Source organism: Rhodoferax ferrireducens, assembly GCF_049302455.1.
Taxonomy (GTDB): domain Bacteria; phylum Pseudomonadota; class Gammaproteobacteria; order Burkholderiales; family Burkholderiaceae_C; genus Rhodoferax; species Rhodoferax ferrireducens_B.
Genome location: NZ_JBAQMD010000118.1, coordinates 104379 through 116384, shown reverse-complemented (window position 1 = coordinate 116384; position 12006 = coordinate 104379). Strand labels below are relative to the sequence as shown.

The following is a 12006-nucleotide window of genomic DNA, read 5'->3' as shown; positions in this document are numbered from 1 at the left end:
GGGGGGGCCTCCGGCGGCCTGGCAGGGGCCTGATTTAAAAATATCCAAAACCGAATTCAGAAACACCTTTCACGGAGTCCAGTTTCATTGGTTCGGGAAACTACAGAACGAATGTTGCACTACCGTTTCGTCTGTTTTGGTCACGCGAGATTTCGTTGCCTGAGTGGGTGCTGTTGCAAAATTGGAATCATGCTCTATTGGCTTTGGGGAGGCCAACTGATTAGTCAATTTGGTGGCGCTGCACACGCGATTGCTGCTGTTTTTGCCAGCATTCCTGTCGCAGTTATTTATGTGGCATCTGTCCTGTTCTCTCTTTGCTCCTGCACTGGGGAGTCTTTTGGCTACCCTCTTACCGAGCATGAGCATGAGATGCCAAATGATCAAAGTTCATGCCTGTTGTTACATCTGTGCTCGCCCCGTATGTAACGATAAATCATTAAGGAGCAGTTGAGTGTCTATCCTGTTCGCAGAGGGTTTCACCCTAGGTATCGGCCTGCTCATTGCACTTGGGCCGAAAGACACTTTTGTCATCAAGAACAGCTTGGGTGGTCAGCATGCGCTAATACTGGTTTTGATCTGTGCATTGAGCGATGTGTTGCTCATCGTCTTGGGTGTGCTTGGGCTTGGGACTCTGATCAGCACCTCACATGGGGTCATGGTGATCGCCATGATGCTCAGCATTGCCTATTTGGTCTATTACGGCGTAATGGCCCTACGCGCGGCTATCGTTGGAATGCAAAGTCTTGAACTTCATGGATTGGATGCAGAGCACGCCATGCCCCGTCGGCGGGTTATCACCGAGGCGTTGTTTCATTCGCTGTTAACTCCCTACGCGTGGTTAGACACTGTATTGGTCATCGGGGCCATCAGCTCGACAAAGGCTGGACTGGGCAAATGGTGGTTTGCGTCAGGAGCTATTCTGGCTTCCTTCCTTTGGTTTATGTTTCTCACCCGTGGTGCCCGTGTAGCTGCACCGCTGTTTCGAAGCCGTCGGGCGTGGCGAATGCTTGATGCCATTGTGGCCGTATCTATGCTGGCATTGGCCATCAAACTATTGGGGGACTATCCTTGGCAAACGTTAGCGGCCACACCCGAATGATCACTTCACGGCCACGGTCATTGAAGAGCACATGATGGGAAATCAGCGTTTATGTGAATCAACAATTCCATACCATCAAAACTCGTCTTCCTCCACCTGCGCACAAGTCAGATCACAGCGGGCCACCACCTGCAACCAGGCCCCGATCTTGGGCAATTCATAGCGATAAAAATGGGCTGTAGCCCTTATCTTTCCTTGGTTAGAAGCTACTGAAACAGTAGCATTCTGACGCAGCGCCGCCAGCGCCACGTCCAGCCAGACCCAGGCCCAGGCCAGCACGGTGTGGCCGACGGCCTGCAGGTAGGGCACGGCGTTGGCCAGCGCCTGGGTGGGGTTGCCACTGGCCCAGGCGTCGTGGCCGTCAAGTTTTGCCGACTCGATCAAACTCATCAAGGTGCGCTTCGCTCCACCGGGGCTGAGTTCGATGAAGTCAGTTTCGAAATATCAGAAATCCAGAGCACAAAAAACCGGGGCAGCGCTGTCCAGTTGCGTGTGAAATCGAGTGCAACTTAAACCAAGCTCAAAGTTGTCTTGGCTCAGGGGTTCACTTTAATGCTGCGTGCGGACTTGCCACTGGTGTTTGGTCTGCTATATATTAGGTAGCTACTTAGGCATAGTTGACAGGGGTTAGAGCCTGTTTTTATATATATTTTCTTGCGGCGACCGCAGTTGTCATACAGATGTCTAAATCAGTCACTAAAGTGGGGAATCAGCGCAGACTCATCGCAGCAGGATGGGCCCCGCAAGTAGTTCACTTCATGGACAAAGAAGACTTATGACATTCGAACAACTCACCACCAGCAGCCCCGGGCGGCGCAGCGGCGTGGCCGTGTGGCGACAGATTGCGGACACCCTGACGACCGAAATTCGTGACCGCGCTTATGCGGGCACCGGCCGTCTGCCCGGGGAGGTCGAGCTGTCCGCCCGCTTCGCCGTCAACCGCCATACCTTGCGCCAGGCCGTGGCCGCGCTGCAAAGCGAAGGTCTGCTGCGTATCGAGCCGGGGCGGGGCATGTTTGTGCAGCACGAGTTGATGGACTACGCGCTCTCAAGGCGCACCCGCTTCAGTGAAAACCTGCTGCGCCAGGGCTTGCTGCCCAGCAAGCAGTTGCTGACCGCGCGCGAGATGCCGGCGCCCGAGCGTGCCGTGCGGGAACTCAAACTGGACAAGGGTGCCAAAGTTCTGATGGTGGAAATGCTCGACGAGGCCAATGACGCGCCCATCGGCCTGGCCACCGCCTACTACCCGGCATTGCGCTTTGCGGGCTTGCTGGAGATGCTGGCCGAGGGCACCCGCACCACCGACATTCTCAAACATTTTGGCGTGCAGGACTATGTGCGAGAGCAAAGCCGCATCACCACGCAGATGCCCAGCGACGAGACGGCGCGCCTGCTCAAGCAGCCCGGCACCCGGCCGCTGCTGTGTGTGGAATGTCTTGACGTGGACATGGACGGCACGCCGATCAAATATGGCGAGACGGTTTTTTGTGGTGACCGGGTGCAACTGGTGGTGAACGCGGGAGGCGCCGCATGAAGCCGCGCTACGCTGTCTATTTCGCGCCGGAACAGGGCTCGCCGTGGTGGGAGTTCGGCAGCCGCTGGCTGGGCCGCGACGAGTGCCAGGACGTCAACAAAGTCCAGCACGCACTGGCCGAGATCGGGCCGGTCGAGCTGCGCGAGATCACCGCGCAGCCCCGCCGCTATGGCTTTCATGCCACCTTGAAAGCGCCGTTCAGCTTAAGTGGCAGCCACAGCGCAGCCGACTTGACGGCGCGCCTGCGCGCGCTGGCGGCCACGCGCAAGCCGGTGCTGCTGGGGCCGATGCAGGCGCTTGTGCTGGGCGACTTTGTGGCCCTGGTGCCCGCCCTGGTGCCCGCCCTGGTGCCCGCCCTGGTGTCTGACGAACTGATGGCGCTGGCCGCAGCCTGTGTCACCACGCTCGATGATTTGCGCAGACCCTTGTCCGCGGCCGATCTGGCGCGCCGCCGGGTCGAACAACTCGATGCGCGTGAACAGGAACTGCTGCAGCAGTACGGCTACCCCTACGTGCTGGAACGTTTCCGGTTTCACTTGACCTTGAGCGGACCCCTGGCACGGCCCACGGCGCAGCGGGTGCTGCAGGCGGTGGCCGCCCCCGTGGCACAGCTGAATGCGACGGCTCCCTTGGTGCTGGACCGCTTGTGCCTGTTTGTCGAACCGGCGCCGGGCCAGCCGTTCCAGCGAATGGCCGATGTGGCTTTAAGCGCATGAGCGGCCTGTGGGTGTTTGTGTGCGGCCCCTCGGGTGCCGGCAAGGACAGCGTGATGGGCTGGGCGGCAACGCAGCTGGCAGCGCGGCAGGACATTGTTTTTGCCCGGCGCATGGTCACCCGCCCCGCGCTGCCAGGCTCGGATCATGACCCGGTGACCGTGCGGCAATTTGAGCAGTCGATGGCCGCCGGTGGCCTGGTCTGGCGCTGGGAGGCGCATGGATTTCACTACGGCATTGAGGCGCGTTATGCCGCGCAGGTCGCAGCCGGGAAGATCGTGGTGGTCAACGGCTCGCGTGCACATGCGAGCGGTTTGGACGCAACCGCGCAGGTGCGGGTGGTGCAAATCGTCGCCGACGCCGCACAGTTGGCGAGCCGGCTGGAACAACGCGGGCGCGATGCGCCCCATGAGGTCAACCGGCGGCTGGCGCGCAATGCGCTTTTCAAAGACCTGCGCGCCGACCACACCATTCTCAACCAGGGCGCGCTGGCGGATGCCGGCCGCCAGTTGGTGGACTACCTGGTGGCCGGGTCACTCTAACTCACTCGCTCCCGACGCTTGTGGCGACGCATGTGATGTTTTAATTGAGAATCTACCTTCATGCTTCGATTGGCTGACAATCCCTGCCTATGCTGCGCTATCTCACTGTCCCCGTGACGCCCTATCAACAAAACTGCTCGCTGCTGTGGTGCGACCAGACGATGAAGACCGCCGTACTTGATCCCGGTGGGGATCTGGAACGGGTGTTGGCACAAGTCGCGCGCACAGGTCTGGTTCTTGAACAGATCTGGCTGACGCATGGGCACATCGACCATGCAGGCGGAGCCGCGGAGCTGGCGCTCAGGTTTGGCCTGCCCATCATCGGGCCGCATCAAGCGGATCAGTTCTTGATCGATGGCTTGGCGCTACAGGGAAAAATGTTCGGCTTTGCGCATGTTCAGACCTTCAAGCCAACCCGTTGGCTCAACGATGGCGATACGGTCAGCCTGGGGCATAGCACCCTGACGGTGCGGCATTGTCCGGGCCACACGCCGGGGCATGTCGTGTTCTATTCGAGTGAAGCCAATCGCGCATTTGTGGGGGATGTATTGTTTGCGGGCTCGATCGGCCGTACGGACTTGCCCCAAGGCGACCATGACACACTGATCGCCAGTATTACGCAGCGTCTGTGGCCGATGGGTAACGACACTGTATTTATTCCAGGCCATGGACCCGAGAGCACCTTCGGAATTGAGCGGCGCAGCAACCCCTACGTGCGGGGCACATAACCTGCGTTCCTCCTTCTGGCAAGGGATGCCAACGTCGTGCTGGCAGCAGTGGACTGAATCGCTCCGCGGGCGTGCAGGTGTCAACGGATCCCTACAACCGTATCAGCGCAGTCCGACAGACAGAAGTCCCCGCGCCCAGGACAATTGGCGCCCCCTCGTTGCAGGGAGACCGAAATGCAGAACCCAAGCTCGACCCTGGTCGACCTCGAGACGAAGTTTTGGCAGTCGATGGTGGACCACGAAACCGATGTGGCGCTGTGCCATGCACACGGAGACGCCGATCGACGCTCGTTGAGCATCTTCAACTTTTCAGGAGAAACGAAATGGTCAGCAAAAATACGATCTGTCTGTGGTACGACGGCACCGCCGTCGACGCCGCAAAGTTCTATGCCGAGACCTTTCCCGACAGCGCGGTGGGCGCCATCCACCGCGCGCCGGGCGACTATCCCGACGGCAAGCAAGGCGATGTCCTCACGGTCGAGTTCACCGTGGCCGGCATCCCCTGCATCGGGTTGAATGGCGGCCCACATTTCAAGCACAGCGAGGCGTTCTCGTTTCAGATCGCGACCGACGACCAAGCCGAAACCGACCGCTTGTGGAACGCGATCGTCAAAAATGGCGGCCAGGAAAGCGAGTGCGGCTGGTGCAAGGACCGTTGGGGCCTATCGTGGCAGATCACCCCCCGCGCCCTCACCTCGGCGGTGTTCGGTGCCGATCCCGCTGCGGCCAAGCGCGCGTTCGACGCGATGATGACGATGGGAAAGATCGACATCGCAGCAATAGAGGCGGCTCGGCGAGGCTGACGCCTCAGCTCAAGTCAGACATTTGCCTTGACAGGCTCTGTTCATTGCCCGGCGGCAGCCGCCCACGGTTGCGCATGCGCAGACAGCAGCAAGCATTGATTTTTGGCAAGGCAATGGCGAAGGCTGCTTGCCACAATCCCATGCGGTACACGCAGAATACGCTGCGCAGTACGCCGGATTCGCGGCGCAGTTTCGCGCCCGCGAGAAACGCAAAGGTGATGACAATGGCAAGGCTTTTAATGTTGGCGCTGAAGCAGCCCTTCGAGCGCATGGCGGCCAGACGCCGCGGTCTCCTCTACGGCGCTGCCTTCGTGTCGGCCCTGTTGCTGGCCGGATGTACCGTGGAAGTGGAGAACAGGCAGGCGGCCCAGGAGGTCGCCCGGCTCTCCAAGCCACCCGGCTCTGTCTATATTGGCTGGCGTATCTTCCAGGACCGGTGCGCGGGCTGTCATGGCTTGTTGGCGACCGGCACGGCGGGCGCTCCCGATCTGTTGCCCATCGTTCGTGAAATGGGCTCGCACCAATTCGTGAGCCTCGTGCTCAAGCGTTATGACTGGAATCTTCCGGCGGCGCAGGCCAGCAGCGACGGCGCTACGCGGCAAGCCTTGATCGAAGATATCGTGCAGCGCAAGGAGAAATACATGCTCACGATGCCGGCGTGGCAAGGCGAACCCGTCGTGAGCGCCCATATCGTGGATCTCTATGGCTATCTCTCGGCGCGCGCCCAGGGTACGCAGGGCCCGGGTCGTCCGGCGCAGTAGGTCCGCGCCGCGCGCCTTCTCTGCCAGATTTGATTAAACGCAAGCACGTGGACTGCGTTTCCCCCTTCAATGCGGTGATCGGTCCCCTCGCGCATGCTGGCGCCTATCGCCTGCGCGTGTGACCCATCAACGCATTACCCGTAGGAGGACATCATGGCGGATATCGACAATCTGTTTGGCAAGGCGATCAGTGAAATTGAGCACATGCTCAACACCAAGACCGTCGTCGGCGAACCGATCACGGTGGAAGGCAACACACTCATCCCCTTGATCAGCGTTGGATTTGGCTTCGGCGTTGGCGCCGGCGAAGGAACGGACCCCAAGAAGGGCGGTGGTACCGGCGGCGGCGCGGCTGGCGGTGGCGGCGTCAAACCGGTCGCACTGATCATCATCAACAAAGACGGCGTGCGGGTTGAACCCGTGAAGGGCGGTGCCGCCTCGCTGCTGGACAAGATCGCGGACGTTGCTGGCAAATTCGCACCGAACAAGCCGAGCGCCGCTTAGGCGCTACCCGCGATGGGCGCGGTGTCGGTCATCATCGCCATCATTCTCGGGCTGCTGATACTGTTGCTCGCCCTGCCCATTGACCTTGCGTTTCGGGTCGAAGGCATCGAGACCTTTAATGGGCAAATTGCGATTCGCTGGATGTTCGGCTTGGTGCGTTTTCGCGTTCGGATTCCCGGCGTCAACAAGTCATCACGGGCGCCGAAAGCCACGCCGAAAGCCACCAAGGTGCAAGTGAAACCCGGCAAACGAAGCGGCCGCCCCAACGCTTTTGCCCTGCTCCGGCAAGCGGCGTTTCGCCGCCGGGTCTACCGCCTGGTCACAGACCTTGTCCGTGCCGCCCACCTGCACCGACTCCACCTGCGCATGCGGCTGGGTCTGGGCGATCCGGCAGACACCGGTCGTTTGTGGGCGCTTGTGGGACCACTGAATGCAGTGGCGCAGAACCTGCGCAACGCGGACGTGCAGATCGAAGCGGAGTACCTGGACCCGGTGTTCGAGTTCCAGGCTCGCGGCCGCTTGTTGCTGGTTCCACTGCAATTCCTGATCCTGGCCATCGGCTTCGCCCTGTCGCCGGCGTCGATCCGGGCCTGGCGCACCCTGAAGGGCCGCCATGCTTGAGCACACCCGCCACACCGAGACTGTGCGCGCCGGCACACCCATCACCCAGGGGCCCGTGATGCTGCTGCCCATCGAGCGCGTGGTGTTGCACTCGGGGCGGGGAGGTGACAGGGGCAGCACGCGTCTGTGGTTCTCGGCCATCAAGGAACCGTACGCGCTGATCGTGCGTGACGCGGGCGGCCTGTGGGCCATCGACACGGACGCCGCGGCGGTCTCGCTCGAAGCGCTTCGCGAGAGAGTGCCAGGACTCGACACCGTGCTGGCGGCCATGTGAGTTTCCCGGTTGAGGCGTCGTGACCGACCACTGGTCGAAGCCACTGGCACCCCCATTGCCAACATGCGCGTCTGGATTCACGACGTGCCCAAGGAAAGTTGGGGGATTCCGGGCATCAGTGCGAAAAATCTTGGGCGTTGATTTTATTAAGGTAAATCGGGCTGTAGCCCCCGTCATATATTGGTGAGTAGCTATTAAAAGTGGAGTGACTGGCGACGGTGCCGATACCGCGGAGCAGATGGCATCGATCTGTCGCTTGGCCTGTTCGCGCTATTGTTTTGTTTTGGACTCAAATGCCGCTGGCCAACGCGACAAATGGCCGGCCTGGCAACTTCAAGGGCTGCTTGGGAGCGGGATGGGGACCCGCATTGCTGCGGGAGCGGGTGTAGCCCACAGGCTCTTTTCTGGAAGCACAAATACATGATTCCGATTTCCAATCAGCGGCCTGACGCATTCGTGCGAAATGGCCGCGGGGTTGCCGAAAACAGATCGGGTCCAGCAGATAGCCCCCAGCGTCACCGTCAGGTCGAAGTCGGTACCCGTCGCCACGAACTGTGGAGTCCGAAGCGCTGCCCCCTCTCCTTTTAGCCCGATGCGCCGTTGACTGGGAGCAGCCGAGCACGTGACCGTCATATTTCTGTCGCGGGCTTGCGCTGACCCACCCGCAATGCATTACCAGAAGGTCATGCTATGCATTTCAACGACATGAAATTAGTCATCAAGAAAGCGGAGTTTATGTCGATAAGCCTTGAGAACATTTCAACCAGAAAATCATCAGCGTCACCGACTGCGGCGCCTGTTACTGTGACATAGCCCAAGCGCTAGAAGGACCCCTCCCATGAGTCAACAAACCGCCACCGCATCCGGCACGGCAACATCCCAAGGCGCCCCCATGGCCGGGGCCGCCACTTCCATCCGCGAGTTCCTGGCCTTCAAGCTCGGCCGCGAGGAATACTGCATTGACATTCTGCGCGTGCAGGAAATCCGCTCCTATGAAGAACCCACCCGCATGGCCCATGCACCGGCCTTCATCAAGGGGGTTGTCAATCTGCGCGGCGTGATCGTGCCGATTGTGGACATGCGCATCAAGTTCAAACTCGAGCAGGTGAATTACGACACCTTCACCGTGGTGATCGTGCTCACCATCGGCACCCAGGTGGTGGGAATGGTGGTCGATGGCGTCTCCGACGTCATCACCTTGGAGCCTGAGCAAATGCGCCCGGTGCCCGAGCTTTCTTCAGCCGTCAGCAGTGACCACCTGCTGGGCATCGGCTCGGTGGGGGACCGCATGCTGATCTTGCTCGACATCGAAAAATTCATGACCAGCACCGAAATGGGACTGATCGCGGAAACAACGCACTGACTTGAAAATAGATATGAACAACCTGAAAATTTCCACTCGCCTCACTCTTGGTTTTGCCGTGATCATCGCGGTGTTTCTTCTGCTGGCCGGCGTTACCACATGGCGTGTCAACATGGCCTCCGAGGCCACGACGCGCATGGAGCGCTCTGCCGATCTGCTGCAATTGGCGGGCAACTGGCAGGGTGATGTGCGGCAAAACTCCGCTCGCTCTCTGGCAGTAGGCTATTCAGAGGGTGGCACCATGCTCGACTTCTTCAAGGAGGCAATGGCTGCCACAACACGCGGGACCACCGAGACACAAAAGGCTTTTCTAGCCAAGGTGCAGGACAGCGAGTCCAGAAAGCGGGCCGAAAATGTGGGTGAAGTGCGCAAGACATGGATTGCGACCCGCGACCAGGTTAACGCCTTGAAGACTGCCGGGGACGACGCTGGTGCCCGAGTCTTGGTGGAAAAAAAATTCCTGCCCGTCACAGATGACTACATTCGCGCAACACAGGTGCTGGTTGATGGGGAAGCTGCCAATGTCCGCGCGGCCCAAAAGGAAGTCAAGGACATGTTCCAACAGCTGTATCTGGTGGGCGCACTGCTCTTGGTGCTGGCCCTGGCTGCTGCTGTCCTCACCAGTTGGAGCCTGTCGCGCAGCATTTCCCGCGGCGTCGATGCGGCACGTGTCGCCGCACAACACATTGGCGAAGGCGACCTGAGCCAGCCCCTGAGTGCAGCCGGAAAAGACGAAATTGGACAACTCCTCCAGGCACTGTCCATCATGCAGGACAACCTGAGCGGGGTCGTCTCCAACGTCCGCCAGGGCTCCGAGAGCGTGGCCACCGCCAGTGCCGAGATTGCCCAGGGCAACCACGACCTGTCGGCCCGCACCGAAAGCCAGGCCAGCGCGCTGGAAGAGACCGCCGCCTCTATGGAGGAGCTCAGCTCCACCGTCAAGCAAAACGCTGACAATGCCAAACAGGCCAACCAGTTGGCCCAGAGTGCTTCGAGTGTGGCCATCCAGGGCGGTGAAGTGGTGGCCCAAGTCGTCGACACCATGAGGGGCATCAACAATTCGTCCCAGAAGATCAGCGACATCATCAGCGTCATTGATGGCATTGCCTTCCAGACCAATATCCTGGCCCTGAACGCGGCGGTGGAGGCGGCTCGTGCCGGCGAGCAGGGCCGTGGCTTTGCCGTGGTGGCCAGTGAAGTACGCAGTCTGGCGGGGCGCTCGGCCGATGCGGCGAAGGAAATCAAGACTCTCATCAACGACAGCGTGGAGCGCGTCGAGCAAGGCACGGCGCTGGTGGGTCAGGCCGGTGCCACCATGACCGAGGTGGTGAACTCCATCAGGCGTGTGACCGACATCATGGGCGAGATCAGTGCGGCCAGTTCCGAGCAGAGTGCCGGGGTATCCCAGGTGGGCGAAGCCGTCACTCAGATGGACCAGGCCACGCAGCAGAACGCCGCGCTGGTCGAGGAAATGGCGGCAGCTGCCTCCAACCTCAAATCGCAGGCGCAGGATCTGGTCGGCACCGTAGCGGTATTTAAGCTGGCGCAAGGTCAGGGGGGCTTTGCATTGAGCAGCCCTCGCGCCGCCGCACCCGCGAACCACAGCGCGCCCAAGCAGCTTTCCCCGACCCGACAGGCTGCGCCCAAGTTCAAGACCGCGCTCAGTGCGCCGGCGGCAGCGCGCGCCAGCACCAGGACAGCCAAGAGCGGCGGCGACGATTGGGAAAGCTTTTAAGGCGACTTCTCAGACTTTTCAACAACTGAACGTGCGGCATCTCTGATGCTGCACCCAACAGACCAGTCCAACGCGTCGTTCAAAAATCGACGAGGACTGCCCTTCATGTTTGCAGGCTGCCGTGAACGACCGCTTTACGGCGTCAACTTGGAGGACTGCTTTTGGTCGGCTGCTGATGTCTATGTCGGCTTTGGAGAAGGCAGTTCGGCAAACTCTATGTCAGGAACCAGTCTTTGCCAGTCGTTCACGGAACCACACGCACGACGTGCCGCCAGCGGCCTGCGCAAGTAATGTCTTCGGGAATGGGGCCCGCATAATGGACTGGTCGAACCACACGCTGCTGCCATGTCCATCCGCCCCGATACCCAAACACTGATCACGGCCCTCAGCCAGGCCCGCCTGAGCGGGCAGCCGCTACGTGCTGCTGACTGGGTCAGCGCGGTCCACAGCGAGGCCGATGCCTACGCGGTTCAGGACGGCGTGGCCGCGGCACTTGGCTGGGCCAAAGGTTCGCTGGTGCGGCACTGGAAGTCCGGCGGCGCCACCCGATCTGGCCCATTCAGCCATGCGCCCTTGGACCCGGCGGCCATCAACCCAGCGAGTAAGACTTGGCCGCTGCTGGGCGTGGAGGCCGAGGTGGCGCTGCGCCTGGGCCGCGATGTCAGCCCCGAGGCGGCACGCGCCATGGAGTCTGAGACCGCCGGGGACTGGGTCGACGCGATGGCCGTCGCTGTGGAGTTGGTGGCCTCGCGCTGGACCGAGGGGCTGGCCGCGCCGGAGCTTCTGCGCATGGCGGACCATCAATCGAATGCCGGTCTGATGCTGGGCATTTGGCAGCCCTATGCGGCGCGCGATTGGTCGGCCCAGACATGCCAAGTTAAGGTCGGCAGCCAGACGCCGGTCACGCGCACCGGCAGTCATTCACTGAACGACCCAGCCTGGCTGTTGCCAGCCTGGTTGCAGCACCTGACCCGCCATGGGACCACGGTGGCGGCCGGTACCGTGGTGACCACCGGCTCCTGGGTCGGCTGCCTGCCCATCCAGCCGGATGATCGCGTCAGCGTCGACTTTGCGGGCCTGGGCAATCTGACGGTACGGCTGTAGCCGGGCAGCCGACAGGGCTGCATGATTTTGAATGCTGCCCTCAAGTGGCTTCGCCATCAGTGCAGGCAACATCGCCTAATTTGATCTGCCGGTATCGTCCGCGACTCCCCATTCACCCCGCTACCCATAAACTCCTGTGGTGTCCCATGCAATCCCCGATCAGCGCTGGTGAAGCCAAAAGTCGCAATTTCAAATGCAATGCAACGCCGATTGGCGTTGGCGCAC

At 60.8% G+C, this 12006-nt stretch carries 13 protein-coding genes and 2 pseudogenes; 14 read left to right on the top strand and 1 reads right to left on the bottom strand.

All coding sequences use genetic code 11. The features are described 5' to 3' along the window. Nucleotides 1-451: 451 nt before the first annotated feature. Nucleotides 452-1099 carry a LysE/ArgO family amino acid transporter gene (locus tag WA157_RS20205; protein ID WP_422622691.1) on the top strand — a complete coding sequence of 216 codons (648 nt, stop codon included), beginning with the start codon at nt 452-454 and terminating at the stop codon, nt 1097-1099. A gap of 75 nt (nt 1100-1174) precedes the next feature. Here the strand turns inward: WA157_RS20205 and WA157_RS20200 are convergent. Further along, a pseudogene (locus tag WA157_RS20200) lies at nt 1175-1450 on the bottom strand (acyl-CoA dehydrogenase C-terminal domain-containing protein); the annotation flags it as partial. Between the two features lie 424 nt (nt 1451-1874). On the opposite strand from WA157_RS20200, the gene phnF reads away from it, so the two are divergent. The 13 genes and pseudogenes from phnF (at nt 1875) to WA157_RS20135 (ending at nt 11781) form a co-directional block, all read left to right on the top strand. Then, entirely contained in the window at nt 1875-2633 is a 759-nt protein-coding gene (phnF, locus tag WA157_RS20195) for a phosphonate metabolism transcriptional regulator PhnF (protein ID WP_422622690.1), read from the top strand. Then, complete coding sequence (locus WA157_RS20190; RefSeq protein ID WP_422622689.1) at nt 2630-3349, top strand: DUF1045 domain-containing protein; 720 nt, start codon at nt 2630-2632, stop codon at nt 3347-3349. The genes phnF and WA157_RS20190 overlap by 4 nt, the downstream gene beginning before the upstream one ends. After that, the gene (locus WA157_RS20185; RefSeq protein WP_422622688.1) at nt 3346-3888 is read left to right on the top strand and encodes a phosphonate metabolism protein/1,5-bisphosphokinase (PRPP-forming) PhnN; all 543 of its coding nucleotides are present in this window, start codon (nt 3346-3348) and stop codon (nt 3886-3888) included. Before WA157_RS20190 ends, WA157_RS20185 begins: the two co-directional genes overlap by 4 nt. A gap of 89 nt (nt 3889-3977) precedes the next feature. Next, nucleotides 3978-4616 (top strand): MBL fold metallo-hydrolase, encoded by a 639-nt coding sequence (locus WA157_RS20180; protein ID WP_422622687.1) that lies wholly within the window; start codon nt 3978-3980, stop codon nt 4614-4616. 323 nt (nt 4617-4939) lie between these two features. After that, on the top strand, nt 4940-5419 hold the full coding sequence (locus WA157_RS20175; protein ID WP_422622686.1) for a VOC family protein: 480 nt from the start codon (nt 4940-4942) through the stop codon (nt 5417-5419). Between the two features lie 224 nt (nt 5420-5643). Continuing rightward, on the top strand, nt 5644-6180 hold the full coding sequence (locus WA157_RS20170; protein ID WP_422622685.1) for a c-type cytochrome: 537 nt from the start codon (nt 5644-5646) through the stop codon (nt 6178-6180). A gap of 153 nt (nt 6181-6333) precedes the next feature. Further along, nucleotides 6334-6684 (top strand): GerW family sporulation protein, encoded by a 351-nt coding sequence (locus WA157_RS20165; protein ID WP_422622684.1) that lies wholly within the window; start codon nt 6334-6336, stop codon nt 6682-6684. 12 nt (nt 6685-6696) lie between these two features. Then, nucleotides 6697-7305, top strand: a complete 609-nt coding sequence (locus WA157_RS20160; RefSeq protein WP_422622683.1) for a DUF2953 domain-containing protein — start codon at nt 6697-6699, stop codon at nt 7303-7305. Then, nucleotides 7298-7579: a hypothetical protein gene (locus WA157_RS20155; protein WP_422622682.1), complete on the top strand. Its 282-nt coding sequence runs from the start codon at nt 7298-7300 to the stop codon at nt 7577-7579. Before WA157_RS20160 ends, WA157_RS20155 begins: the two co-directional genes overlap by 8 nt. 30 nt (nt 7580-7609) lie before the next feature. Next, nucleotides 7610-7720, top strand: a pseudogene (locus WA157_RS20150) (4-oxalocrotonate tautomerase); the annotation flags it as partial. A gap of 697 nt (nt 7721-8417) precedes the next feature. Further along, nucleotides 8418-8942, top strand: coding sequence for a chemotaxis protein CheW (locus WA157_RS20145; protein WP_422622681.1), 525 nt, complete (start codon nt 8418-8420; stop codon nt 8940-8942). A gap of 13 nt (nt 8943-8955) precedes the next feature. After that, nucleotides 8956-10677 (top strand): methyl-accepting chemotaxis protein, encoded by a 1722-nt coding sequence (locus WA157_RS20140; RefSeq protein WP_422622680.1) that lies wholly within the window; start codon nt 8956-8958, stop codon nt 10675-10677. Nucleotides 10678-11022: 345 nt separating this feature from the next. Continuing rightward, nucleotides 11023-11781 (top strand): fumarylacetoacetate hydrolase family protein, encoded by a 759-nt coding sequence (locus WA157_RS20135; RefSeq protein ID WP_422622679.1) that lies wholly within the window; start codon nt 11023-11025, stop codon nt 11779-11781. Nucleotides 11782-12006: the final 225 nt, after the last annotated feature.

What these genes read in the sequence shown, in the direction of transcription:
- WA157_RS20190 (WP_422622689.1), top strand. Translation starts at nt 2,630, where the DNA reads ATGAAGCCGCGCTACGCTGTCTATTTCGCGCCGGAACAGGGCTCGCCG.
- WA157_RS20160 (WP_422622683.1), top strand. Translation starts at nt 6,697, where the DNA reads ATGGGCGCGGTGTCGGTCATCATCGCCATCATTCTCGGGCTGCTGATA.
- phnF (WP_422622690.1), top strand. Translation starts at nt 1,875, where the DNA reads ATGACATTCGAACAACTCACCACCAGCAGCCCCGGGCGGCGCAGCGGC.
- WA157_RS20185 (WP_422622688.1), top strand. Translation starts at nt 3,346, where the DNA reads ATGAGCGGCCTGTGGGTGTTTGTGTGCGGCCCCTCGGGTGCCGGCAAG.
- WA157_RS20135 (WP_422622679.1), top strand. Translation starts at nt 11,023, where the DNA reads ATGTCCATCCGCCCCGATACCCAAACACTGATCACGGCCCTCAGCCAG.
- WA157_RS20165 (WP_422622684.1), top strand. Translation starts at nt 6,334, where the DNA reads ATGGCGGATATCGACAATCTGTTTGGCAAGGCGATCAGTGAAATTGAG.
- WA157_RS20155 (WP_422622682.1), top strand. Translation starts at nt 7,298, where the DNA reads ATGCTTGAGCACACCCGCCACACCGAGACTGTGCGCGCCGGCACACCC.
- WA157_RS20180 (WP_422622687.1), top strand. Translation starts at nt 3,978, where the DNA reads ATGCTGCGCTATCTCACTGTCCCCGTGACGCCCTATCAACAAAACTGC.
- WA157_RS20170 (WP_422622685.1), top strand. Translation starts at nt 5,644, where the DNA reads ATGGCAAGGCTTTTAATGTTGGCGCTGAAGCAGCCCTTCGAGCGCATG.
- WA157_RS20145 (WP_422622681.1), top strand. Translation starts at nt 8,418, where the DNA reads ATGAGTCAACAAACCGCCACCGCATCCGGCACGGCAACATCCCAAGGC.
- WA157_RS20140 (WP_422622680.1), top strand. Translation starts at nt 8,956, where the DNA reads ATGAACAACCTGAAAATTTCCACTCGCCTCACTCTTGGTTTTGCCGTG.
- WA157_RS20175 (WP_422622686.1), top strand. Translation starts at nt 4,940, where the DNA reads ATGGTCAGCAAAAATACGATCTGTCTGTGGTACGACGGCACCGCCGTC.